This is a genomic window from Halomonas sp. M1 (assembly GCF_029581375.1).
Lineage (GTDB): Bacteria > Pseudomonadota > Gammaproteobacteria > Pseudomonadales > Halomonadaceae > Vreelandella.
Genome location: NZ_CP121119.1, coordinates 1,465,380 through 1,490,749 on the forward strand (window position 1 = coordinate 1,465,380; position 25,370 = coordinate 1,490,749).

The 25,370-nt window shown below is 55.7% G+C and carries 18 protein-coding genes and 1 pseudogene; 9 read left to right on the plus strand and 10 right to left on the minus strand.

The annotated features are described in order from the left end of the window. Positions 1-21: 21 nt before the first annotated feature. From P8S54_RS06640 to P8S54_RS06650, 3 genes are all read right to left on the minus strand, one after another. The gene (locus P8S54_RS06640; protein ID WP_281443747.1) at positions 22-3,090 is read right to left on the minus strand and encodes an SMC family ATPase; all 3,069 of its coding nucleotides are present in this window, start codon (positions 3,088-3,090) and stop codon (positions 22-24) included. Continuing rightward, the gene (locus P8S54_RS06645; protein ID WP_281444074.1) at positions 3,087-4,235 is read right to left on the minus strand and encodes an exonuclease SbcCD subunit D; all 1,149 of its coding nucleotides are present in this window, start codon (positions 4,233-4,235) and stop codon (positions 3,087-3,089) included. The genes P8S54_RS06640 and P8S54_RS06645 overlap by 4 nt, the downstream gene beginning before the upstream one ends. A 108-nt stretch (positions 4,236-4,343) precedes the next feature. After that, entirely contained in the window at positions 4,344-6,002 is a 1,659-nt protein-coding gene (locus P8S54_RS06650; RefSeq protein ID WP_281443748.1) for a DASS family sodium-coupled anion symporter, read from the minus strand. Between the two features lie 293 nt (positions 6,003-6,295). Here P8S54_RS06650 and P8S54_RS06655 point away from each other — a divergent pair, with 293 nt between their 5' ends. The 3 genes from P8S54_RS06655 (at position 6,296) to P8S54_RS06665 (ending at position 16,236) form a co-directional block, all read left to right on the plus strand. After that, positions 6,296-6,919 (plus strand): CDP-alcohol phosphatidyltransferase family protein, encoded by a 624-nt coding sequence (locus P8S54_RS06655; protein ID WP_281443749.1) that lies wholly within the window; start codon positions 6,296-6,298, stop codon positions 6,917-6,919. Positions 6,920-7,062: 143 nt separating this feature from the next. After that, on the plus strand, positions 7,063-15,708 hold the full coding sequence (locus P8S54_RS06660) for a glucoamylase family protein (RefSeq protein ID WP_281443750.1): 8,646 nt from the start codon (positions 7,063-7,065) through the stop codon (positions 15,706-15,708). A gap of 207 nt (positions 15,709-15,915) precedes the next feature. Beyond that, positions 15,916-16,236, plus strand: a complete 321-nt coding sequence (locus P8S54_RS06665) for a hypothetical protein (RefSeq protein ID WP_281443751.1) — start codon at positions 15,916-15,918, stop codon at positions 16,234-16,236. 128 nt (positions 16,237-16,364) lie between these two features. Here the strand turns inward: P8S54_RS06665 and P8S54_RS06670 are convergent, their stop codons facing one another. After that, on the minus strand, positions 16,365-17,669 hold the full coding sequence (locus tag P8S54_RS06670) for an MFS transporter (protein ID WP_281443752.1): 1,305 nt from the start codon (positions 17,667-17,669) through the stop codon (positions 16,365-16,367). Positions 17,670-17,849: 180 nt separating this feature from the next. Between P8S54_RS06670 and P8S54_RS06675 the strand changes: the two genes are divergently transcribed. From P8S54_RS06675 to P8S54_RS06685, 3 genes are read left to right on the plus strand one after another with little or no spacing between them, the layout of a single operon-like run. Then, a complete protein-coding gene (locus tag P8S54_RS06675; RefSeq protein ID WP_281444075.1) occupies positions 17,850-18,380 on the plus strand; it encodes an XRE family transcriptional regulator in 531 nt (176 codons plus the stop codon). Continuing rightward, the gene (locus P8S54_RS06680) at positions 18,377-19,099 is read left to right on the plus strand and encodes an AzlC family ABC transporter permease (RefSeq protein WP_281443753.1); all 723 of its coding nucleotides are present in this window, start codon (positions 18,377-18,379) and stop codon (positions 19,097-19,099) included. Before P8S54_RS06675 ends, P8S54_RS06680 begins: the two co-directional genes overlap by 4 nt. Beyond that, on the plus strand, positions 19,096-19,428 hold the full coding sequence (locus P8S54_RS06685; RefSeq protein WP_281443754.1) for an AzlD domain-containing protein: 333 nt from the start codon (positions 19,096-19,098) through the stop codon (positions 19,426-19,428). Before P8S54_RS06680 ends, P8S54_RS06685 begins: the two co-directional genes overlap by 4 nt. Before the next feature lie 9 nt (positions 19,429-19,437). On the opposite strand, the gene P8S54_RS06690 is transcribed toward P8S54_RS06685, so the two are convergent. The 3 genes from P8S54_RS06690 to P8S54_RS06700 form a co-directional block, all read right to left on the minus strand. Next, positions 19,438-20,769, minus strand: a complete 1,332-nt coding sequence (locus P8S54_RS06690) for a serine hydrolase (RefSeq protein WP_281443755.1) — start codon at positions 20,767-20,769, stop codon at positions 19,438-19,440. A 74-nt stretch (positions 20,770-20,843) separates the two neighbouring features. After that, complete coding sequence (gene bla, locus P8S54_RS06695; RefSeq protein ID WP_281443756.1) at positions 20,844-21,728, minus strand: class A beta-lactamase; 885 nt, start codon at positions 21,726-21,728, stop codon at positions 20,844-20,846. Between the two features lie 156 nt (positions 21,729-21,884). Further along, positions 21,885-22,517, minus strand: coding sequence for a hypothetical protein (locus P8S54_RS06700; RefSeq protein ID WP_281443757.1), 633 nt, complete (start codon positions 22,515-22,517; stop codon positions 21,885-21,887). A 258-nt stretch (positions 22,518-22,775) separates the two neighbouring features. On the opposite strand from P8S54_RS06700, the gene P8S54_RS06705 reads away from it, so the two are divergent. The 3 genes and pseudogenes from P8S54_RS06705 to P8S54_RS06715 all read left to right on the plus strand — a co-directional run bounded on the left by P8S54_RS06705 (position 22,776) and on the right by P8S54_RS06715 (position 24,136). Next, entirely contained in the window at positions 22,776-23,597 is an 822-nt protein-coding gene (locus P8S54_RS06705) for an aldo/keto reductase (RefSeq protein WP_281443758.1), read from the plus strand. A 37-nt stretch (positions 23,598-23,634) separates the two neighbouring features. Next, positions 23,635-23,886 carry a type II toxin-antitoxin system prevent-host-death family antitoxin gene (locus P8S54_RS06710; RefSeq protein ID WP_281443759.1) on the plus strand — a complete coding sequence of 84 codons (252 nt, stop codon included), beginning with the start codon at positions 23,635-23,637 and terminating at the stop codon, positions 23,884-23,886. Next, positions 23,883-24,136, plus strand: a pseudogene (locus P8S54_RS06715) (Txe/YoeB family addiction module toxin). The gene P8S54_RS06710 and the pseudogene P8S54_RS06715 overlap by 4 nt, the downstream one beginning before the upstream one ends. 78 nt (positions 24,137-24,214) lie before the next feature. Here P8S54_RS06715 and P8S54_RS06720 read toward each other — a convergent pair. The 3 genes from P8S54_RS06720 to P8S54_RS06730 form a co-directional block, all read right to left on the minus strand. Continuing rightward, positions 24,215-24,478: a Txe/YoeB family addiction module toxin gene (locus P8S54_RS06720; protein WP_281443760.1), complete on the minus strand. Its 264-nt coding sequence runs from the start codon at positions 24,476-24,478 to the stop codon at positions 24,215-24,217. Continuing rightward, on the minus strand, positions 24,475-24,717 hold the full coding sequence (locus tag P8S54_RS06725; protein ID WP_281443761.1) for a type II toxin-antitoxin system Phd/YefM family antitoxin: 243 nt from the start codon (positions 24,715-24,717) through the stop codon (positions 24,475-24,477). The genes P8S54_RS06720 and P8S54_RS06725 overlap by 4 nt, the downstream gene beginning before the upstream one ends. Positions 24,718-24,870: 153 nt before the next feature. Continuing rightward, positions 24,871-25,287 carry a hypothetical protein gene (locus tag P8S54_RS06730; protein ID WP_281443762.1) on the minus strand — a complete coding sequence of 139 codons (417 nt, stop codon included), beginning with the start codon at positions 25,285-25,287 and terminating at the stop codon, positions 24,871-24,873. Positions 25,288-25,370 lie beyond the last annotated feature (83 nt).

A 25,370-nucleotide genomic window follows, 5' to 3' on the forward strand; every position in this document is an offset into this window, starting at 1 on the left:
TACTCCTTGTCAACATTTAGGCTATACCGTCAGCGACCCTTTTACTTCTACTGTGCTGCCCTGGCGGCTGGTACGCACGTCTATACGGACTGGCATTTGTTCTTTGAGTTCGCTGACATGGGAGATAACCCCAATCATACGACCGCCCATTTGCAGCTCGCTGAGCATGGCAATGGCTTGATCTAGTGCATCCTGATCCAGGCTGCCAAAGCCTTCATCAATAAATAGCGCATCCAGCTGAATACCACCCGCGTAGGCCTGCACCACGTCGGAAAGCCCCAACGCCAGCGAAAGCGCTGCCATAAACGACTCACCGCCGGAGAGCGTCGCTACCGAACGACTCTTGCCGGTGTAGGTGTCGGCTACGTCCAGCTCCAATCCTGACGCTTTATTGCCTTTAGAGGGATCTTCGCGGCGCACCAACTGATAGCGCCCTCGGCTCATACGCACCAGCCGTTCAGACGCCTGAATCAGTACGTCGTCCAACAACACGCCCAGCACAAACCGCTGCAAGCTAATGCGATGACCAGTCCGCCCGTTGGCTACCTCGCTGAGCGTTCCCCACACCCGATACTGGGCTTCAAGCTCGGCCTGGGCCGCGTGGGCGGCGGTGAGCTTTTGACGAATCCCCTGCAGGGCCTTTAACCGCCCATCCAACGCTCGCCACGCCTCTAGCTGGGTATGCTCCTCAGCTTGGGCTGCTTCCGTGAGCGTGGTAAGTGTAGCGAGCTCTGGCGGCGTTTTTTCCGCAAGCTGGGCATGGTAGTTGTGTAGCGCGCCCTCAAGCTCGGCTAGACGCCGCTGATACGCCTCTACTTGGCGTGCTAGCTCTTGCCGTTGGCTATCCTCTAACTGAGCCGCCTGAAAGGCAGCTTCGCTTTCAAACGAACTGCCCTGTAGTGCCGTTTGCCACTCAGCCTGCGCCTGTTCAAGGGCTTGCTGGCAGTGCGCTACCCGCTGATTCGCGCCACGCAGTTGCTCTTCTGCCCGCGCCTGCTGGGTTTGGTTAGCCGAAAGCGTCTGCTGAGTAGCCTCCCAGGCTTTTTCGAACTCAGCAATCTGGCTGTCCAGCTCTGTGAGCGTTTGGCGCATAGCTAACGGGTTACGGGCATTTTCAGGCAGCGATTGACTTAATTGATCGCGCTGGCTCTCTAGCCGTAACGCCTCTTCTTTGGCCTTTTCAACCATAGGCCGCTGAGCTTTGAGCTGCTTATCCAGCGTGCCCCAGTCACGGCGTAGCGCGTCACGAGCGTCGATATGCTGGTTAATCTCACCTTCGACATTTGCCCGACGCTCGACTTGGCGGCGTAATTGTTCACAGGCTTGTTGCAATTCGGCCTGTGGCTGGCTGGCCCATTCGCCAAGCTGTTGACTAAGGCGCTGCGTCTGCTCGGCGTTGTAACTCATCTGTTGTACTAACTGCTGGACCTGACGCTCGGCGGTGTCCAACGCGTGACGGGCTTGCTCCTGGGATGAGCGGGCGGTTTCCACCTGGGCTTGGGTAACGATGTCCGCATGTTTAACCGCCGGGGCCGGGTGCTCAAGACTGCCGCACACCGGGCAAGGTGCGTCCTCCTCAAGGGATAGCGCTAGCAGTGCGGCCTGCCCCTGATGCCAGCGCATCTCTTGCTCCGTCGCGTGCCGCTTGGCCTGCTCTGCGTCGCTGCGTCGGCGGTTGAGCGCCTCCGCTGCCTGCTGTTGTTGAACAGTGAGTTCACGCCCCTGCCGAATCAGTTCATCCAACGCTTGTCGCTGAGTTAGCAGGTTCTCATGACGGCTTAGCTCCGAGGGGGCGCTGGCCAACTGCTGGCCCTCCGCTTGCAGGCGCTCAAGAGTGAGACTTATCGCTTCACCTTGCTGGCGAATGCTGTCTAACCGCGCTTCATCGCACTTTAGGTGGTCATCGGCTTGCTGCCAAGCGGCCTGGGCCGTTTGGCAGCGTGCTTCAAGCTCGCTTAACTGCTGGCCTTTTTGGATAAACTCGCCCAACTGTCGATGGCGCTCACGAAGCGCGGGCAGTTCCGTTTGGTGCTGGCGCGCCGTCTCAAAGGCGTGCTTGGCTTGCTCGGTGCTGGCAAGCTGAGTGGTGAGTGCGGCATCGGCCTGCTGCTGTTCTGTTTGGGCGGTACTCAGCGCCTGTTTCGCTTGGGCTAACGCAGTGCTGTGGGGCCGCAGCGCTTGGGCGTGGTCGCTTTGGGTCAAGCGGCTTTGGCAATCTGTTATTTGCGCTTGCTGCTCAAGGTGGCGTGCTTTATCCGCGGCCAGGCTGTCGCGGGCTTCAAATTGACGCTGCAGCGTTAGGGCCTCGTCTCGCCGCTGTTCAGCGCTGCGCCGCTGCTGCTGAGCAGTTTCAAAGCACTGCCGCGCCTGCCCTACTTGCGGGGTTAGCGCCGATAACTCTTGCGCTAACGCCGCCTCGCTTTCCAGCTCGCCACCGGCCAAAATGCCGCTAATATGCTGGCGATGGTCACTCACCGCCCGCTCAATTTGGTTTGCCTGGGTACGCAGGCGCTCTTCAATGCGCTGAAAAATGTGCGTTTGAAACAGCTGCGAAAAGATTTTCTCGCGGTCTTTTGATTCTGCCAGCAACAGCTCGCGGAACTTACCCTGGGGCAGCACCATCACTTGACGAAATTGATTAGCATCCAGGCCGATTAAAGCGTGCAACTGGCTGTTGGCATCGGTGACCTTACGCGCCACCAAACATTCATTTTCTTCGCCTTCCGGAGTCAGCCGCCATAGCTGGGCTTCAGCGCTTTGCGTGGTCGTGCCTTCGCCAGTGGCCTTGGGGCGCTCTTGCTGGGGCACCCGGCGCACTCGGTAAGCCCCATCACGCAGGCGAAAATCCAAGCTGACCTCCGTCAACAACGTATCAGCAGCCTGGTCGCAACGCATCTGCCCGGCATCGCGGTCATTACCGGTGGTTTGGCCGTAAAGCGCAAAGCAGATGGCATCTAATATCGAGCTTTTCCCGGCACCCGTGGGGCCGTTAATCAAAAACAGCGGGCTTTTGCCCAGCGCCGTGAACTCAATCGTTTCGCTGCCTGCAAAGGGGCCAAACGCCTGCATGGTGAGCGTTAGCGGCGTCATGGCTTCTCCTCCTGCTCGCGGCTTAGCGTGGTGATGAGTTCACGCATGGCGCTAGCCTGCTCCTCGCTCATTTTTTCACCGCTGGTTTGGCTGAAGAAATCGCTAAACATATCCAGGGCACTAAACTGCAGCCGCTCACGGTCTAATTGCTGACGCCCTCGCGCCTCTAACATGCCGGGCTTTTCTAAATGCAGCACGTTGGGGTAGACCTCGCGCAGCTTGCCCATGGGGTCAAGAATCGCGTGGCGGTCGGTCAGCCGCACTAACAGGTAGTCATCGGCTTGGGCGTCGGTTCTCCCCTGTGCTAACAGCGCGTCCAGTTCACCTTCCAACACGCGCACTTCTCGACGCGGTGTCAACGGGCGGTGTTCAATCTGGCTTACGCCCTCGGGGCCAATATCCACCAGGGTAACGCCCTTGCGCTGATTAGCTTCAGAAAAGCTGTATTTAAGCAGCGAGCCGCTGTAGCGAATATGTTCACCGCCGCGATATTGCGGCCCGTGAAGGTGGCCTAAGGCGACATAGTCAAACGCTTGCATTGGCTCCCACGCCACGCTCTCTGCGCCGCCTAGGGTCAACGGGCGTTCGGAATCACTGGCGCTACCACCATCCACAAAGCAGTGGCTCATCAGTACGGCGGGACGGCCTGCTTGACGCTTTGCCTCAATACGCTCTATCAAGTAGCGGTGAGCGCTATCAAAGTCACGTACATCGGCTGAAAACTGGCTGCGCACATACTCTGGGTCAGCGTAGGGAATACCGAACACATCCACGTCTACCCCGTTAATCGACAGTGTCACGGGGCGATCACAGGCAGCTAAATCAGACAAAATATGTAGGCCAGCCTGGCGCAGGTGGCGCGCGCCGAAGCCCAGGCGCTCCGCGCCGTCGTGGTTGCCGGAGATCATAATTACCGGCAAACCACGCTTTTCACACAGTTCGCCAAGGATGTCATCTAATAGCGTGACGGCGGCGGCGGGTGGCACAGAGCGGTCGTAGATATCACCGGCAATCAGCACAGCATCCACCGCATCGCGGTCGATAATCTCAATGAGCTGATTCAGTACATGACGTTGGTCTTCCAGCAGCGAGAGGTTGTGAAACAGCCGCCCCAGGTGCCAATCGGCGGTATGAAGTAGTCGCATGGCAGGCTCAACGCAAAAAATATGGCCCATCATATCAATGCCGCCTTCTCTCTACCCATAAAAAACCCCGCACGGCGGCGGGGTAATTTCTACAACATATACGAACAATTAGTTTCGGAAAGCATCCGGATACGTGGTTATGTCGACTCCCCACAGTATGGGCATTAGGAAATAAACCGCGGCCACAATCAGCAGCAGCGCAATAATGTTGAGCCAGAAGCCGTTACGCACCATTTCAATAATTTTAATCTTGCCAGTGGCAAAAATAATCGCATTGGGCGGTGTACCTACCGGCAGCATAAAGGCGCAGTTGGCTGCCATGGCTGCGGGTACCATCAGTACGAAGGGGTGAATATTCAGCGCCAACGCAAGCGATGCCAAGACCGGCAAAATCATTGTAGCCGTTGCGGTGTTAGAGGTGATCTCGGTTAAGAACAGCACCATGCCCGCAGCTAGCAGTATCACTAGCAGGAAGTTAACCCCTTCTAGCACGCTCATTTGCCCGCCAATCCAGATAGCCAGCCCGGAGGAGCTAAAGCCAGCGGCAATCGCCAAGCCGCCACCGAACAACAACAAAATGCCCCAAGGTACATCCTTGGCAACATCCCACCCCAGCAAGCACCCCCCTTTATTAGGCGAAGGGATTAAGAACAGCAGGATAGCCGCAAAAATAGCAATCATGGTGTCGTTAATGCCGGGAATCGCTAGTATCTGCCCTTGCCATAGGAACGAACGGGTAATCCAGAAAAACGCCGCGAACAGGAAGACCCCCAACACTGCTTTCTCTTCGAAGGTGATCTTACCCAGCGCGGCCTTTTCCTTAGCAATGAGCGCTTTGCCACCCGGAAGGTTGCTGAATTTAATCGGATAAATGAAGCGGGTCAGCATAATCCAGCCAATAAATAGCAGCACCACCACGACAGGAAAGGCAAACATCATCCAGCTGGCAAAGGTGATCTCAACGCCAAACAGCTCATTAACGATGGCTGCCAGAATAATATTGGGGGGTGTTCCAATCAGGGTGCCCAAGCCCCCGATGGTGCCGCCGTAGCCAACACCAAAAATCAGCGCTTTACTGAATTTATCGATGTCTTCGCTGTGGTCACCCTCGCCCTTATTCAGCTCTAGCGTAACCTGATAAACAATGGCAGTGCCGATAGGCAACATCATCATCACCGCTGCCGTATTGGAGACCCACATCGACAGAAAGCCGGTGGCGGCCATAAAGCCGAACACGATGCTATTAATACTGGTGCCTAACACCGAAATAATATTCAGCGCTATACGCTTGTGCAGATCCCACTTCTCCATGGCTAGCGCAATCATAAAACCGCCAAGGAATAAGAAGATAATCGGGTTGCCGTAGGCAGCCGTGACGGCACTGCTCTCCAGCGCACCGGTGATGGGCAGCAATACAATCGGCAGTAGCGAGGTAACGGGGATTGGAATGGCTTCGGTAATCCACCAAACGGCTACCCACAGCGTGGTGGCAAGCACCATGCGGCCTTCCAAGCTCAAATCTGCCGGGTGAAAAAATAGCAGCACAAAGGCAAATAGCATCGGCCCTAACACTAAGCCCACTTTTTGGGCCGTCGTATAGGCAGGTGGGCGAGGCGGCTTGGAGCCACTACCCTGTTGCGTATTTGAAGAACCTGGCGAGGCGCTACCCGTACCCGTTGTTGGCAACGCGCACATGAGTAGATTTTTGACCTGGTCGTGGGAGTGCCAAAGCTGATCCCAGAGCGTCATCGTAGCAGTTCTGCGCATTAGAAAAGTATCGCTTGCAGTCAGGTGAAAAAAAGGGGGGTTATAAAACAGCGTAGCCCCATGACCTAGTTAAACCAGTCAGGCTGGTTTTTGTGGCGCCCTTTATTCACTGCGACAAGCCATTAGTCCAGTAAATTGGCCAAATATACAACCAAAGTCTAACAACCTTGGTCTTAAAAACTTTAGTCTTAAAGGCTTCGGTCTTAAAAGCGTTGGTCTTAAAAGCGTTGGTCTGGAAAAACTTGGCCTGGAAAACCTCAACCTGAAAATTAGCAATCGCCGGAGATATTAACGTGCTAGATCGTTTTACTATGCCGCTCACCCATCGTCCGCTGGCAATAATGGCGCGATACCTTCATCGCCTGAGCATCGCTCCCGACCACGTCACGCTCAGCGCTTTTTTAGTCGGTATCACCGCCCTGCCGCTGCTTGCCTTCGAGCAGTACGGGCTAGCACTGATCGCCATTGTGCTAAACCGCGTGGGCGATGGCCTGGATGGCGCCCTTGCTAGGCTAAGCGGCCAGCAAAGCGATGCCGGTGGATTTATTGATATTGGGTTGGATTTTGTGTTTTACGCAGCGGTTGTGCTTGGGTTTGCGCTTGCTAACCCGGCGCAAAACGCATTAGCCGCTGCGGTGTTGCTATTTGCATTTATCGGCACAGGAACGTCGTTTCTCGCCTTTGCCATTGCTGCCAAAGCGCGCAACGTTGAGCGGCCCAACTTCCCGCAAAAAGCTTTCTACTATTTAGAAGGGCTAACCGAAGGCACCGAAACCGTGGCTGCGCTGGTGCTCTTCTGCCTCTTTCCTCAGCACTTTCCATGGCTGGCGGGGCTATTTGCCGCTGCTTGCATCATCACTACGGCTACCCGCCTGTGGGGTGGTTACTGGACGCTGCGCCAGTATCGCGATAGTTAAATAATTCATCACGGCACCCTGATTTGTTTGGTGCGCACAATGTGTGCTAACGAACCGACAGGGGTTAACGTTAAGCACATCGTCCTGGAAGAGAAGAAGCGTGTTTACACGACACGCTATGCACATTAACCAGGACATAATCTGTGACGCTTTTTACCTGGACGTCTTTCCTACGTGATAAGTATCAACACCATGCCTCTACGGCACTTTGGCGTTCAACAGCGCCAGTGCGCGAAGAGCTGTTTAGTGCAGAAAGGCTGGAACAACATGCAGGTAGCTTAGCTAGGGCACAATACGTCACCCCAACCCCGCCCCAGGTGATGTCCTTAACCCGGCGCCTCAATGATAATGCCAGCAAGCTACTTGCCGCCTACCGAGCCTGTGCTGCCACCCAGGCAGATGGCCGGGATATCGTGCCCGCCGCTGCTTGGCTGCTTGATAATTATCACCTGATTGAAGCACAGATTCGCGAAGTGCGCGGCGACCTCCCTCCCGGTTATTATCGCCAGTTACCCAAGCTGTCAGAAGGCCCCTTTGCGGGTTACCCGCGCGTGTTTGGTCTCGCGTGGGCATTTGTTGCGCATACCGATAGCAACTTAGAACTCTCCAACCTGCGCACCTTTATTCGCGCCTATCAACGCGAACAGCCGCTTACGATTGGCGAGTTATGGGCGGTAGCGATCACCCTGCGTATCGTACTTATAGAAAACCTTCGCCGTCTTGCCGACCAAATCATTAATGAGCAAACAGCGCGCGACAAAGCGGACACATTAGCGGCTAAATGGATAGGCTCCGACAATGAATCAGCTAGTCACTTTTCGTTAGACGTTCGCTCAGCCGATGATGAAGCCCCACCGTTCGCCTTTCAGAACATACCGCTCTCTGAGCCCTTCACAGCCCAACTTGCCAAACGCTTACGCGGTGTTAATCCACGTACCAGCCCTCTGGCCTGCTGGCTTTTTGAGCAGCTTAACCGCCAGGGCGACTCTATTGATGACATTGTACAGAGTGCTCAGCAGCGCCAAGGGGCGGCGAATGTCACCGTACGCAACGTCATTACCAGCATGCGCTTTATCTCCAGCACCGATTGGGCTGAACTACTTGAAAGTGTCAGCTTAGTCGACGCTAAACTAAGCGAACGAAGCCATTTCGCGCAGTACGATTTTTCAACACGCAACCATTATCGCAGCGCAGTGGAAGAGCTTTCACGCGGCTCCACCCACACCGAGCTTGACGTAGTTGACCATGCCCTAGCAGCCTCCCAAGAGGCCGTCGCGCTTACGGACTCCCCTCAAGAAGCCGCACGGGTAGGCGACCCCGGCTACTTTTTGGTGGCTGCCGGACGCAACGCGCTTGAGCAGCGCCTTGGCTTTCGCACGCCGTTTCGCCGACAGTTTCGCCAAGCACTGTTAAACGGCGGTCTTCGTGGCTATACCACCCTACTGACAGCCACCTCGATAGCGTTAATCGCCGCCGCCAGCGGGTTGCTGTTAACGCTCTCGGGTAGCGCAGGAGAGTCCTCGGTTTTTTGGCTACTGTTATTGGCTAGCCTGAGCATCCTTCCAATGATTGAAGTTGCTACCATCATTGTTAATCGAGTCATTATTCATAGCATCGGCGCTCAACCGCTCCCCAGCCTGGACCTTGCTAAAGGCGTCCCTCCAGAACTTCGTACGCTCGTTGCAGTACCCACATTATTAACCAATGAAGCCGACCTGCAAGAGCAGCTTGACCGCCTTGAGGTGCATTACCTCAGCAGTGGCGAAGGCGCTCTCATCTATGCGCTGCTAACGGATGGTATTGACGCTCAACACCCGGAAATAGCAGAAGACGCAGCGTTATTAAAAGCGGCCGCAACGCGAGTAAAACGGCTCAACGATCACCACTGCCCGTCCGGTAATGAAAAACGCTTCTTTTTACTCCACCGCAAACGCGTATTTAACCCAAGCGAGCACTGCTGGATGGGCTGGGAGCGTAAGCGAGGCAAGCTCCACGAACTCAACAGGCTGTTGCGCGGCGCAACCGACACGACATTTATCGCCCCACCCGCACTCCCTAAAGATGTTCGTTATGTCATTACGTTAGATGCAGATACACGCTTACCAAGGGGGGTTGCCAGCAAGCTGGTCGGTAAACTAGCCCACCCGTTAAACCAACCGCGTTTTGACGAGCAGCACCAGCGCATTGTGGAAGGCTACGCCATTCTTCAACCACGGGTGACCCAATCGCTGCCCACAGGCGAAGGAGGCTCTGCGTACCAGCGGCTGTGCTCTGCCCCCGGGGGCATTGACCCCTATGCCGCTGCTGCTTCAGACCTGTATCAAGACCTCGTAGGTGAAGGGTCTTATGCCGGCAAAGGTATTTATAACATTGATGCTTTTGAAGCCTCGCTAGCCAACCGCGTTCCCGATAATAGCCTGCTTAGCCACGATATGTTTGAGGGTATTTTTGCCCGCGCGGGCCTCTCTTCAGACATTGAAGTCGTTGAAGACTTCCCAAGCCGTTACGATGTTGTGGCAAAGCGCCAACATCGCTGGGTGCGTGGCGATTGGCAGTTACTTCCGTGGCTCTTCAAAGCGCCACTCCCCCTAACGGGACGCCTGAAAATACTCGGCAACCTTCGCCGCTCGCTGCTTTCACCGTTACTGCTGGCTAGCTTGGCAGTCAGCTGGCAGCTGCCTCTATTAATGGCCTGGGTTGGCTCACTTATGGTTTTTTTCATCATCAGTGCGCCCACCCTGCTGTCACTGGTTAGCTCGTTTATACCGCTACAACCAGGGGTTAATTTACGTCACCATTTTCAGCAGTGGCTGGATGAGCTAGCGCTAGGGGTAAAGCAAATCTTGCTGCAGCTGCTGTTCCTGCCCGACCAAGCATGGCGAATGCTGGATGCTATTGCTCGCACGCTAACGCGGCTGTTTATCACACATCGCCGTTTGCTGGAGTGGACCTCTGCCGCTCAAACAATGAAAAGCCCCCATTTAACGGTCGGGGGATTTTATATGCATATGGCCCCTGGCACATTACTTGGCGTAGCCCTGGCGCTCAGTACGCTGTGGTTTAACAGTAGCGTTTGGATAATTGCCGCGCCTATGGCGCTGCTATGGGGGTCAGCTCCGGCCATTGCATCTTGGCTAAGCGGTACCAACTCCCACCCACCATTAACTGCTGAGCACGCACTTGAGCTGCGGCTGATCGCCCGCAAAACATGGCGTTACTTTGAAACGTTTGTTGATGCTTCCAGCAACCATCTACCGCCCGATAATTTTCAAGAAGACCCTCACCCCGTTATTGCTCAGCGCACGTCGCCAACCAACATGGGCCTCTATTTGCTGGCAGCGCTGGCTGCGCGAGATTTTGGCTGGATCAGCCAACAGGATGCGCTCAAACGCCTGGAAGCGACGCTCACCGTTATGCATGGCCTGCCACGCTACCGGGGGCATTTTTTCAACTGGTATGCAACCGAAGACCTGCGGCCGCTCGTCCCTCGCTATGTCTCCACCGTGGATAGCGGCAATCTTGCTGGCCACCTGATTACCCTCGCTAATGCCCTGGAAACATGGCAGCAGGATGCGTTGGCCCCCGTTGCTCGTCAAGGCATCGCCGATACGCTAGCGCTGGCGTTGGAGGCACTGAAACGCGTAGCACCGACAACCGCCACCCCCGAAGCCATGCACCCGCTCACTGCACAGCTTGAGAATATTAAGGCATTAATAAACCAAAATTCCGCCTTACCCCTGGACTTAGCCACCCTGATCACGCAGACAAAACAGACACGTGATGTCGCATACGACCTACTCGAAGGCCGTCATGATGCTGACAGTGAAAACGGGCTATTTTGGGTCAATGCACTGCATAAAGTGGTTGCTCAGCACCACAACGATGTATTGAAAACGCCGCTCTCATTAGCCAACCATGCGGAGCGGCTACAAAAACTGGCAGCAAAAGCCCGGCGCCTAGCCCTTAACATGAATTTTGCCTTTCTGCTTAACCAGGAACGGCAGCTGCTCTCCATTGGCTACTCACTGGATGATGCCAGCCTAGATAGCAGTTGCTATGACCTGTTAGCGTCAGAGGCACGGCTAGCCAGCCTGTTTGCTATCGCCAAAGGTGATGCCCCCACCCGTCACTGGTTCCGCCTTGGCCGCTCGGCAACGCCCTTAAAACACGGCGCTGCCCTCATTTCGTGGTCAGGCTCCATGTTTGAATACCTAATGCCCTCACTCATCATGCGCGCCCCTGCAGGAAGCCTACTGGAGCAAACCAACCGCTTAGTGGTTAAGCGCCAGCAGCTGTACGCTGCGCAGTTTTCAGCCCCCTGGGGCATTTCTGAGTCGGGATATAACGCACGGGATATAGAGCAAACGTATCAATACTCCAATTTTGGCGTGCCTGGCCTAGGGCTCAAGCGTGGCCTTTCGGCAGATTTAGTGATTGCGCCTTATGCCACCGGCTTGGCCACGATGATTGACCCAGCAGAGGCCTGCCAAAATTATCGCTGTCTTGCCGACATGGGCGCACTGGGCCGCTACGGCTACTACGAAGCGTTAGATCTAACCCGCTCGCGGCTACCTAAAGGCGAAGAGCGAGTGATTGTGCGCAGCTATATGGCGCACCACCAAGGTATGACCATCGTCGCCATTGCCAACACGCTTCATCACGGGCAAATGCGGGCACGTTTTCACCGTGAACCGATGATTCAAGCCAGCGAACTGCTGTTACAAGAGCGTATTCCACGTGACGTTGCGATTGCTTACCCACGCGTAGAAGAGGTGAAATCGACCGCCAGTCAGGTCATCAACGAAGCACAAACAATACGCCGTGTTTCAACCGTGATTAATGGCCCGCCGGTGACGCATCTCCTCTCAAACGGCAACTACTCGGTGATGCTAACCGCGACAGGCGGCGGTTATAGCCGATGGCACGATATCGCCATCACCCGCTGGCAACCCGACACCACGCGTGACCACTGGGGAAGCTTTATTTTTCTCCGCGACACACGGCGCCCCTGCATGTGGACCGCAACGGGGCAAACCACAGGACCTAAAAACAGTGCCCACGATGCGTACAACCACGTGCTGTTTGCCGAAGATTATGCGCGCTACTCCCACCATCACGAATCCATTGCCAGTCACTTAGAGATACTTGTTTCTGGCGAGGACGACAGCGAAGTGCGCCTTGTCACGCTGACCAACAGCGGTCGCCACACCTGCGACATTGACGTTACCTCCTATGCAGAATTAGTGCTCACTACCCCCAGCACCGACAATGCCCACCCCGGCTTTGCCAAGCTCTTCGTGGTAACAGAGTACCTGCCCGAGTTTGACGCCTTAGTGGCCACGCGCCGAAAACGTGCCCCTGACGATGTCAATATATGGGCCGCTCACTTTGCGGTTGTAGAAGGCGAACGGCTAGGAGACTTCCAATACGAGACCGACCGCGAGAAATTTATCGGGAGAGGCAACCATATTTACCAAGCGTCTGCTCTTGCTGAGGGCCAGCCCTTATCCAACACGGTAGGCAGCGTTATTGACCCCATTTTTGCGCTGCGCTGCTGCCTACGCATTGCGCCTGGCAGTGCTGCCCGTGTCGCCTACTGGACCGTTGTGGCGTCATCCCGAGAAGCACTGTTGGATTTAGTTGATAAACACCACGACCACAGCGCCTGTGAACGCGCCAAAATGCTGGCCTGGACCCAAGCCCAAGTGCAGCTGCGGCACTTAGCGATTGCCCCTGAAGAGGCGGCCGATTTTCAGCGGCTAGCGGCGCCGCTCCTCTACCCAGACGCCCGTTTTAGAGCCTCTCAAGCCGCCATTCAGCGTGGCGCAGGGCCGCAATCGCTGCTTTGGCAACACGGAATATCCGGTGACTTGCCTATCGTACTGCTACGCATTGAGTCCATGGATGACATCGCACAGCTGCATCAGCTACTTCGCGCCCACGAGTACTGGCATTTAAAGCGCCTTGAAGTCGACGTGGTGATTATCAACGAGCGCGCCTCCTCTTATGTTCAGGATCTACAGCAGGCCATTGAAACAACGTTACTTAAAAGCCAATCACGACCACGCCTGCACTGTAGCCAGGCACAGGGAGCCGTCTTTGCCTTGCGGGCCGATTTGATAAGCGTAGCATCCCGCCACCAGATTCAATCGATTGCCCGGATAGCATTAATCGCACACCGGGGAGCGATTACCGACCAGCTCGCTATCTCCTTACCAGCGCCACCCGCGAGCCCGCCTGCCACCTTCACCAAGCGAGCACTGCCTCAGCAGCGCCTTAATGGAAGCGTCGCCGCACCCTGCGCTGAACCACCAACGCTTGAGTTTTTTAACGGGCTTGGTGGGTTTGCAAAGCAAGGCCGCGAATATGTCACGGTTCTGGAAGAAGGCAGAACAACCCCTGCACCCTGGATTAACGTGATCGCCAACCAGCAGTTTGGGTTTCAAGTCTCTGCGGAGGGAGCCGGCTATTTATGGGCAGACAGCAGCCGAGAGAATCAATTAACAGCCTGGTCTAACGACCCTGTCACAGACCCTAGCGGGGATGCTATTTATATTCGAGACGAAGAGTCTCACGCCCTGTATACCGCGACAGCCAGCCCGATACGCGACTCAGGCTGTTACATTGCCCGCCATGGCTTTGGCTATAGCCAGTTTGAACACGCCGTCGATGGGCTCAGCATGACGTTGCTGCACTTTGTCCCCCTTGATGCGTCGCTGCGCATCTCACGGCTCAGCATAACCAATCACTCAGAGCGGCCACGCCATCTCTCTGTGACCGCCTATGCAGAGTGGGTATTGGGCACCTCGCGCAGCGCATCTGCGCCTTTTCTAATCACCTCTCAAGCAGCGGATAGCGGCGCTTTATTGGTCACCAACCCATGGAATGCCGCCTTTCCAGAGCGGGTAGCGTTTCTTGATATCGGCGTGCCGCCTACTCAATTTACGGGCAATCGCAGCGAGTTTATTGGTTACGGAAAAAGCCTAGCAGAGCCTGCCGGGCTACGGGGAAAAACGCCACTATCCGGTACGCTAGGCGCAGGACAAGACCCCTGCACGGCCCTGCAACGCCGCCTAACAGTAGCCCCCGGTGAAACCGTCGAGATGGTCGTCTTACTTGGGCAAGGGGGCACAACCGACGAAGTCGCAGAGGTAATTGCCCGTTTCCGTAGTGCCGATATTGACGCAGAACTTGCCCGTATTCACGACCACTGGCACAGGCAGCTCAATGCCATCCAGGTTTCAACACCGGACAGGGCCATGGATATCATGCTGAACGGCTGGCTGCTGTACCAAACCATCGCCTGCCGCCTAACGGCACGCTCAGCGTTCTACCAAGCCAGCGGCGCTTATGGCTTCCGCGACCAGCTGCAAGATGGCATGGCGTTAACCTTCAGCCACCCCGAAACAACGCGCCAGCATCTACTACGGGCCGCTTCACGCCAATTTCCAGAAGGCGATGTACAGCACTGGTGGTTGCCTCACTCAGGACAAGGCGTGCGCACGCGCATCTCTGACGACCGTATTTGGCTGGCCTATGCCTGTGCACGCTATATGGCCACCACCCAAGACGTTGCGATACTCGACGAGCCGGTACATTTTTTAGATGGCCCTCTCCTATCGCCTGACCAGCATGAACATTTTTTCCAACCTACGACCTCTTTAGAAACCGCGTCGCTGTTTGAACACTGCGCCCGCAGCCTAGATATTAGCCTTTCGCAACTAGGTGAACGGGGCTTGCCACTCATCGGCGGCGGCGACTGGAATGATGGCATGAACCGCGTAGGCATTGAGGGCAAAGGAGAGAGCGTTTGGCTTGGCTGGCTGTTAGTAACAACGCTTGATCTGTTGACCCCAATCGCCGAACAGCGCGAAGCTCAACTATCGCATCCAGAGCAGCATCCTCATTCAGAGCCGCAGCGTGCTGCTCGCTGGCAGCAGCACGCCTTAGCCCTTCGCCTAGCGCTGGAAAAAACGGCCTGGGATGGCCAGTGGTACCGGCGCGCCACCTACGACGATGGCGCATGGCTTGGCAGCAAAGCAAGCGATGCCTGCCAGATTGATTCTATTGCGCAGTCGTGGGCGGTACTTTCGGGTGCCAGCGACCCCCAGCGCACAGCCTTGGCAATGGCATCGCTGGAACGCACGCTCATACGGCATGATCAGCAGTTAGCGCTGCTCTTCTGGCCACCCTTTGATCAACCCCAGCGTGATCCCGGCTATATCAGCGGCTACCCACCGGGCATGCGGGAAAATGGCGGCCAATATAGCCATGCGGCGATGTGGGCGATACAGGCATTTGCACGCCTTGGCAATGGTGATAAAGCGCACCAACTTTTTGCCCTGCTCAACCCCATTAACCATACACACACCGCAGAAGAGGCTGCTCGCTATCGCGTGGAGCCTTACGTAGTGGCCGCGGATGTGTACTCCGTTGCCCCCCACACCGGGCGGGGTGGGTGGACGTGGTACACCGGTGCCGCTGGTTTGATGCACCAAGCCGGGATAGAGGGAATTTTAGGTATTCGCCGCGAAGGAGACTGGCTACTCATTTCCCCCTGCCTACCCAGCCACTGGCCCAGCGTTAGCGCTGATATTACGCTGGCTAAAACGCACTACCATATCAAGGTGAGCAATACGCACGACCCAGCAATGGCGCTCCCGACAGACGACATTTACGCCACGCTTGATGGGCATCGTATTACCAACATAGGCGCAGGCACGCCCGTCCGCGTACCGCTGGATAGCCAACATCACCAGCTCGACGTGTTTTTACCACGGCATTCATAGACCCGTTTTGAAACACAAAATCTCCAGCGTGAGGCGGAAATTTTGTGGCTACTAAATGAGTAAACGGGTCGCAATTTGCGATTGATTCTCACAAAACCATGGTTTAACCTCGAAGGGTACAGGATAAGTACCCATTAATTTTTTAGCTGTAACGGCTATCAAAAGTCGCGATAAACACGCGTCGTAGCAATCACAAGGAGTGGTGGCATGCAACATAACCAACTGGCAGATATTTCCCAAGCGGGTCTCCAACTGGCTATTCAAGAAATCAAGGAAGAGATGTTTGATACCCCCGAGTGTGATTACACCATTGCCAAGCTGCTCAGCCACTGCGGTCAGTTTGAGGCAGCCGAGCGGCGGCTAGATGACATGCTGCTGAAATGGGGTTCTTCGCCGGATGTGCTCGAACTTACTAAAAAAGGCCACGCCAACCTTACGGCGTTAAGCGCTATCGCCGATATTTCCCGCTCTCCTTCTCAGGTTGAACATGGCGTTTTAGCGTCCGCTCAGACATCCACCATTGCTTAACTAGCAGTGCACTGATTAAAAAAACGGCGTGCTACCTGGGTAGCACGCCGTTTTTATTGGGTACTCGGGCGCCGTTCGCTGCTTGATGTAGCGCGCCCCCACGCTTAAGTATTATCTCGTTGCTGGTATTAACCCTTTGCTGGCTTAAAAAGCCCCACCAGCCGCTGACGCTCCTCCTCTTCATAAAAGCTTGGGTCGTCAAAGAGGTCGCGCTGCGTATCATCAAAGATCATTTCCAATGCCTCTGCACTACTTTGTACCATTGGCTCAAAGTGGGCGGTATGCGTCACCAGGGCCGACACGTGGCGGCGACGGTAAAGCGCGTAAATACCCAATACAGTAAACACGCTGGCGATATAAATGGGTAAACCGTGACTTCCTACAACCGTCATCAGCGACCCCGCTGCAATGGGGGCCACGGCACAGCCCGCGCCGTGCATCACCAGCATATCCGCCGAACCAGAGACAATTTCATCCGGATGCAGCTGGTCAATCAGCTGGGCGACCGCCAGCGGGTAGAGCGAAAACGCCAAGCCACCCCAGATAAAATAGAGCCCCAGCAGGACTTCCTGGCTAGGCGCAAACGGCATGCCCGCGGCGATTAGCGCCGCAAGAAATACCACCCAGGTCATGACTCTGGGGCGGTCATGGGTATCTGAAAAACGCCCGATGGGGATCTGCAGCAGAGCACCCCCGATAATCGCCACGCTCATGACCAGCCCAACGCCGCCAATATCAAACCCAAGCTGTGTGGCGTACACCGGGGTCATTGACCAAAACGCGCCCATGGCTAATCCCGATAAGGCGGCAGAGGCCACCGCCAGCGGCGCAAAGCCTAATAGTGCCCGTAGGCTGCTTTTGGGGCGTTCGGGGATTTTAGGCTGAACACGGCGGGTCATGGTGATGGGTAACAATGCCCAGCTAATTAAAATGGCGATCACCACAAACAGCAAAAACCCCTGTGGCGATGCAAGCCGCAGCAGCTGCTGAGCCGCGGCGAGAGCACCCAGGTTAACCACCATATACACCGCGAAAATACGCCCCCGCTCGTGGCTAGCGGCTTGGCTATTCAGCCAACTCTCAATCACGGTAATCAAGGTGATAAACGAAAGCCCGTAAACCACTCGTAAGGGTAACCACACCCACGGGTTGATAAACACAAGGTGCAACAGTGCCACCGAAGCACAAATGGAGGCACAGAAACCAAAGGTGCGAATGTGCCCCATCCGTCGAATTAAGCGCCCGCTTACCCAGGTGCCACAAATGAAGCCGACAAAGTAGCCGGACATAATCATCCCCAGCACCGCGCTGGAAAAGCCCTCCCCTGTGCCGCGTAGTGTTAGCAGGGTATTCAGCAAGCCATTGCCCAGCAGCAACAGCGCCACGCTCCATAAAATCGATTTAACCGGTTTAAGCATTGCCAACGAACGCATTGCGCTTCCCCATCGCAAACACCTAGAGAGGAAGATGCATAAAGAGTGCCAGCCAGCGGCGCCAAAACAATCGTTGACAGGCTAACGTTCCTTATATAGAACGTTCTATACAAAGAACAATCTATGCAAAGAACAATTCACACAAAGAAAAATCCATACAAAGAACAACGAGACACCGCCATGGATGAGTACTCGCTTAACACCCTAGGCCAGCACTTACAGTCACTCCGCCAAGCGCGAGGCTGGTCGCTCTCTTACCTGGCTAACGCAGCGGGTATTGCTAAATCTAACTTAAGCCGCCTAGAGCAAGGTAATGGCAACCCCACGCTAGATACGCTGTGGCGACTCGCCGCGCAGCTCAATGTGCCTTTTGGCACGCTGGTGGCACCTATCACGATGCCCCTTGGGGAAGATGGCGTTCAGGTTCAACTGATTGACCAAGGCAAAGATTCACCCCAAGTGGATGCCTACTGGATGCGCTGCGCGCCCCATACCTTGCGCCATGCGGAAGCCCACACGCCAGGCACCCAGGAAACCTTAACGCTGATTAGCGGCTGGTTAGAAGCCGGCCCAGAAGGTGCTGCCACGGCACTCGCCCCCGGTGAAAGCGTGACCTTTCCTGCCGACGAACCACACCTTTACCGCACCCATGACGGCGAGGCCACCATGCTACTCACCGTGACCTACGGCACACAGAGGAACACGCCATGAGCGAGATTGTTAGCCATTCTCCTGGGCGAAGCGTCCTGCAAGGCGTGCGGGAAGCCATTCCGCTGCTGGGCGGCTATATTCCGGTGGCGCTGTCGTTTGGTTTAGTCGCTAGCCAAGCGGGGTTTAGCACGCTAGAGGCCGCCGCGATCTCGCTGCTGATCTACGCCGGTGCTTCGCAGTTTCTGTTTGTGGGCATGATCGCCACCGGCGCGCCGCTGTGGCTGGTGGTGGCCTTAACCCTGCTGATCAACGTGCGCCACGTGGTGTATGGCCCTAACCTTGCCCACCTGCTGCCGCGCAGCCGCCACTGGCCCTGGTTAATGCACGGCCTGACCGACCAAGTATTTGCGCTCGCGCTCACCCGGCTTCCCCAACTGCCCGAAGCCAAGCGCTTCTGCTGGTTTGTAGGGGCATCGCTTTTTGTCTGGGCGGCATGGGTAGTGTTTACGATGGTAGGCGCCACCGCCGGTGAAGCGTTTACCGCCCGCTGGCCGCTGCTAGGTGAAATTATGCCCTTCGCCCTGCCCGCGCTGTTTCTCACCATGGTAGCCCCGCGCTTTACCAATAAGCGTTGGGCCGCTGCCATGGGGGCTACCATTGCAGCCGCGCTTGGGCTAACCCTTGTAGGCGGCAGCAACGTGGCTATTCCGCTAGGCGCCGCCTGCGGCGCGCTGTGCTTTTACACCGTGAAGTTTCAAAAAGGGAGGCGCCCACAATGAGTACCGGACTCTGGCTCGCCGTACTGATATGCGCCTTCGGCACGCTGCTGATGCGCGTCGTGCCGTTCTTGTGGATGCAGCGCCGCTTGGGCAGCGATACCGATATGAGCGCCATGCCTCAGTGGCTGGGCATTCTTGGCCCGCTGATGATTGCTGGGGTACTGGGCGTTTCTATTGTGCCGATCAACCCCAGCGCCATTTCATGGTTCGCTACCGTTATCGGGCTGAGCGCCACCTTACTCACATGGTGGCGGCTACGCTCGCTAGGCTGGCCGGTAGCCGCTGGGGTAGCGGTGTTTGGGATAGTGGAGATCGCCTTTGCTCTATAAACCAGCCCGTTAAGGCGTCGCTGTGCGCTCCATCAAATACTCCGCCACTGCCTGATACGCTGGCAGCGAGGTCGGGTCGTTAGCGGCATTGGCCGCCACCGGGTGCGAGGCAAAGCGCACAATCACCATCTCGGCAGTGGGGTCGATATAAATGGTTTGCCCATGCACCCCACGCGCCGCGAAGGCGCCATGTTCGTTATGCAGCGACCACCACATGCCACGGTAGCTACCGCCGGGTAAATAGCGGTAGCCTGCCTGTGCAAACGCCTGCCTATCGCCGCCTTGGCGAATGCGTTCTACCGCTGCCGCTGGAAATAGCCGCTCGCCGTTTATCTCGCCTTCGTTTAACACTAGCTGGCCGACTCTAGCCAAATCACGCAGGCCCGCGCTAAGCCCGCCGCCTGCAAACGGCGTACCGATAGAATCGACCGTAAAGTAGCCATCCTGCTCGGCGCCCATGCGCTGCCAAATGCGCGACGACAACAGCGATGCCACCGACTCGCCAGTTGTACGTGCAATCACCCACCCCAGCGCATCGGTGTTGATGGTTTTATAGCCAAACGCTTGCCCATGCTCGCCTTCTGGCTGCACGGTAGCGAGGTACTCATAGTAGGTGCGCGGCCCGGTATAATCCTCTGGCTTAGGCAGCGGGCTTGCCGCCGCGTTATACGCCCAGATTTCCGCGTTGGGGTCGCTGTACTCCTCACTAAACGCAAGCCCCGTGGTCATTTCCAAAAGCTGCTGTACCGTGGCATTGCCAAAGGCGCTCTCCGCTAGCTCGGGGATGATTTCCCCCACCAGCGCCTGCTCATCCAGCACGCCCTCCGCCACCAGAATTTCACCCAGCAGGCCGGTCATGGATTTGGTCACCGACATGGCGCCGTGCTGTCCCGTCTCATCCAAGCAGCCTGCGTAGGTTTCGTACACCACCTGCCCCTGGTGCAAAATTAGCACGCCATCGGTGTAGTTTTCGTTCAGCGCAGCCTGCCAGGTCATTGGCTCGCTACCGCCAATGGGGGTGAACGTCACATCGTTAATCCCATCGTCCAGCGCGTAGCTAAACGGCACCGGCGCGCCTAACCCACGGCTTACCTGCTTGGTAGGCAACAGCTCGCGAAAGTGGCACACCGTCCAGCGCATTTTGGGAAAGCTGAAGTAGTTGGAATCCGGCTGACCAATGATGCGCTCTGGCGGCGGTGGAAAGCCCTGCATCCACCCTAAACGCTTAGGGTCAGACGCCTCGGCACTTAGCACCTCCGCCTGCGCCCCCTGGGCAAGCACGGCGGACGCGCACAGCACGGCAGGCAGCGCCGAGCGCATAGCAAAACAATACCTTGGCATGATTCACTCCTTGATCAACCGCCCGGTACAGCACCGAACAAGCATGCTCCTCAGTATAGCGAGAACCGCTGCGCTTATTGCTGGCCTTGTAGGGTTTGTTGAATCACCTCACCTAAAGACGCAATCGCTGCATTACGCGCTTCAAACGCCGCCTCGGTTTCGGTGATATAAAACACTACCACCGTGGGTGCTTGCTCCGGCGGCCAAATAATCGCGGTAATCGAGCGTGAGCCATAACCACCCGCGCCGGTTCTGTCCGCAATTTCCCAGTCCGGCATAGCGGCGCGAAACAGGCCATCGGCCACCGTATTGCCCTTCATCCATGTTTCAAGCTGCTGCCGAGACTCTGGCGTTAGCACATCACCCAGCACCAGTTTTTCTAACGTGGCCAGCATCGCGTTGGGTGTGGTGGTGTCACGCTTATCTCCTGGCGTAGCTTCATTTAGCTCGGTTTCAAAGCGATCTAGGCGAGTGATGCGGTCATCCATGCGACGCGCAAACGCGGTAACCGCTTCTGGCCCGCCTAATGCTTGCAGTACTAGGTTAGCGGCGGTGTTATCACTGGTGGTCATGGTGGCATCACACAGTTCAAACAGCGTCATCGGCTGCTGGCCCGCGTACTGCTCGGTGACCGGCGAATAGGTCACTAGCTCCGACTCCGCAAAACTGACCTCAGTATCCAGCGCTAGCTGCCCTTCATCCACCTGCGCCAGCAGCGCGCCGCAGGCCAAGGTCTTAAACGTACTGGACATCGCAAAGCGCTCATCCGCGTTCACTTCCCAGCGCTGGCCCGTGGCAAAGTTGTGGGCGGCAAAGCCAATACGTGCCTCAAGTTCCTGTTCGATACGCTGCAATTCCGCTCTCACAGGATCCTTGTCGGCTATCACCGTGACAGGAATAATAAGTAGGCATACCAATAATGCAAAACGTAGCCAGCGTAATGGAACAGAGTACGGCATGGTTATAATCTCTGAGGGTCACAGTAAAGAAGACAATATATTTTGAACACAAATTATAACAAAGCATTAGGGCCAGCATTTCACTGGCCCTAATTATTTCTTTAACGACTATTTTGAATGACGAACTCTCAACACTCAGTCTAAGCAACTAGCTACTTAACGGTTGGCGAGCATTTTACGAATTTCGTCATTCAGCTCTTTGAATACATTCCGTGGGCTGACTTCATCAAGCATTTCAACGATGCGCTGGGTTTGTGCCACCGTCAAATCACGGTTGTCGGTGATGCTTTCAAGTTTCACTTTCACCACGTGATCGCGGATATCATCAACTGACGCGTGGTTGGCAACCATGTCGGTGACGGTTTTGCTCGACTTGGCGAACTGAATAAAGTCCTTGTTAATCAGGTCGTAGGATAACTCGCCTTTACGGTTAGTGTAGGTCTTCACTATCGCTTCATACTCAGCGCTGTCTACCGTTGCCAGCTCTTCAGCGGTCTCTTCCTGGGCGCTGGCATCCTCTTTTTCACCGCTGAGTTTGACTTTCCCGCGCCGCGAATAGGGCATGCCGGAAGTAAGCGCCATAACCTCCTTAAAGGCCTCAAGGGGGAACAGTTTCAGATCAGTATTATGTGAAGGGTCGGGTTCTCCCGACTTGCGGTTGATGGTGGCGATGCCCGGCTGGTCAGTGTCGTAGCGCATGATAACAATGCCAGCGTGGCCGCCGCGAAGCTTCTGACGGTAAGCAGCGGCTTCGATGGTAGATAGCTCAACCATTGTGGTTCTGATCATAAAAATGTCCTTATCTGTTGAGATGAGTACCAAACATTGGCATATACAACGCTAAGCGCACCGAAACAGTTAGCATCAGATACGCATAGCGCCCTTTAACCGTAGCAGAGTTCTAGATAGAGCGCGGAATTGGTCACCATTTTCATTAATATCAATGGCCTCGGCGGCTATTAATGTGGTCGCAACAGGACGCTGGGATGCAATGAGCTTCACTAATATCAACTACCTTACCTTGAACAACGACCACAGGAGATAGACATGCAGACGATTGAGCTAGGCGGCGACAACGTACCCCGTATCGGCCAGGGCACGTGGTATATGGGCGAGGATGCCGGGCAGCGCCAAGCGGAGGTGAGAGCGCTGCGTGCAGGCCTAGACCTGGGCATGACGCTGATTGATACCGCCGAGATGTATGCCGAAGGCGGTGCTGAAGAGGTGGTTGGCCAAGCGATCCGTAGTCGGCGCGATGAGGTGTATCTGGTCAGCAAGGTTTACCCACACAACGCCAGCGCCAAGGGTGTTCAAGCCGCCTGCGAGCGCAGCCTGCGACGGTTAGGCACCGACACGATTGATCTCTACCTGCTGCACTGGCGCGGCCAGTACCTGCTGAGCGAAACCGTGGAAGCGTTTGAGCGGCTGCGCGAGCAGGGCAAGATACTGCGCTGGGGTGTGTCGAACTTTGACGTTGACGACCTAGAAGAGCTAGACGCGCCCGCGTGCGCCACCAATCAGGTGCTCTACAACCCCGAAGCACGCGGCATTGAATACGACCTGCTGCCCTGGCAAGCACAACACAACATGCCGCTAATGGCCTACTGCCCAATCGGGCAAGGCGGCGCGCTGCTACATAACGCCACCCTGCAACGCATCGCTGACAAACACAGCGCCACCCCCGCGCAAGTGGCGCTCGCCTGGGCACTGCGCCACCCCGGCGTAATCGCTATTCCTAAAGCCGTAAACCTGGATCACCTCAAACAGAACGCTGAGGCCGATAACGTCAGTCTCGACGAAGAGGATCTAGCACAGATCGACGCCGCCTACGCGCCGCCAACACGTAAGCAGGGTTTAATGATGGTGTGAGTAAGTGCCCATCAACGACCCGTTCAGGAGCAACCTTATGGATGTCATCAGCGACACCGCCGCTAGAACCCATCTAGCAAAAATCATGGAGCAGGTCTGTGAAGACCACTCCCCTATGATCATTACCCGGAATAAATCTCCATCCGTGGTCATGATTTCTCTGGAAGACTACGAGGCACTGCAAGAAACCGCGTACCTTCTGCGCGTACCAAAAAACGCACGGCGCTTGCTGGAATCCGTTGTCGAGCTGGAACAGGGCGGTGGTGGAGAAAAACCACGTCTTGAGTGAAGTTCATACTCTCCGCAAACGCCTGTGTAGATTATCTGCAAGGGCAGAAAACCGACAAAAGGCTCTTCACCGAATCAACAAGCTAATCAAAGAGACCAAGCGAGAGCCATTTGAAGGAGTCGGCAAGCCAGAACCCCTTAAACATAACCTCGCGGGTTACTGGTCTCGGCGAATCAACGAAGAACACCGCATCGTTTACAAAGTCACTGATGACACTTTGCTTATTGCCCAGCTTCGGTATCACTACTGATTTAAAGCGGAGCTTGGTGGCAATTTTGGAGGCGTGCCGGGGTGGAACAACTGTCCGGCAACAGCGGCCGGTTATGCCTTATTCGTACTTGCTCCAGAGCCTAAGAACTTTTACCACTCGCTCGTCCTCAAGCACTTGGTAGACTAAACGATGCTGAATATTGATGCGGCGTGAATAGGCCCCCGCGAGATCACCAATAAGCTTCTCAAACGGAGGCGGCTTGCGGTAGGGGTCTTCAGCTATCAGCGCTAACAATGCCTGGGCGTTTGATTTGAGGCCGCTGGAGGCCAACTTCTTTGCATCTTTCTGGGCTTGCTTGGTGTAAACCAACGTCCATGTCACCAATCCAGCTCCTTATCGCATTCATCCACGGGGGTATCCATCCCCTCACGAATAGACTCCCGCATACCGGGTACGGAGAGCAGGTAGAGAGTTTCCTGAATGGCGGACCAATCCTCCTCGGAAACCAGGACGGCTTTGTTGCGCTTCCCCATGATGACGATGGGTTGGTGGGATTCGGCGGTCTCGTCAATCAACCGATAAAGGTTGCTGCGCGCCTCTGTTGCTGTGATTCCGGTCATGACGCACCTCTTGCGTGTTCAAACTTCCATCAAGTGTACGTCTGTGGACACGTACGTCAAGACGAACGCTTTGCATAACACCCGCCATAAACGGCGCGAGGAGCGAGCGTCCGGCGACCGTAGGGAGCGTAGGGAGCGTATTTAATGGCCTTGTTATGCATTCTTGACCTCGATGAACCACTTGGGCTGCATTTCTTTGAAGTCCGTTCGAACATTAGATGGCAGGTAACTGGCTGAATCCAAAACAAACTCCTTGCCGCCTGCACGCTTGAAAACGACCCAGTGCCAGAAATTCTTGCCATCTTCCTGGTGATGCTTGATTGACAGCAATGCCAAATCGGGCAGTGCACTCCAAGATTCAAAAGGAGTTTCATTTGGAGACGTCTCGACTCCTGCACTGGACAACATCTCCCTGACATATTCGGTCTCTGACCAAAGCGATTTATCTTCGGCATAGATACCCATAGCATTGGCTACAGCCTTCATTTCCGAGTAGGTTTTACCCAGAACATTGGCCACCGACGCAATTCCGCACCCTGTGGTTTCTTCCTGTATCACGGACTTCAGCACCGTTCTCTCCTTAATGCATAACGCCGCGCTCTGCGGCAAATTTGGAGCGCAGCGGAAAATTTGTCCGCCAGCAGCGATTTGAT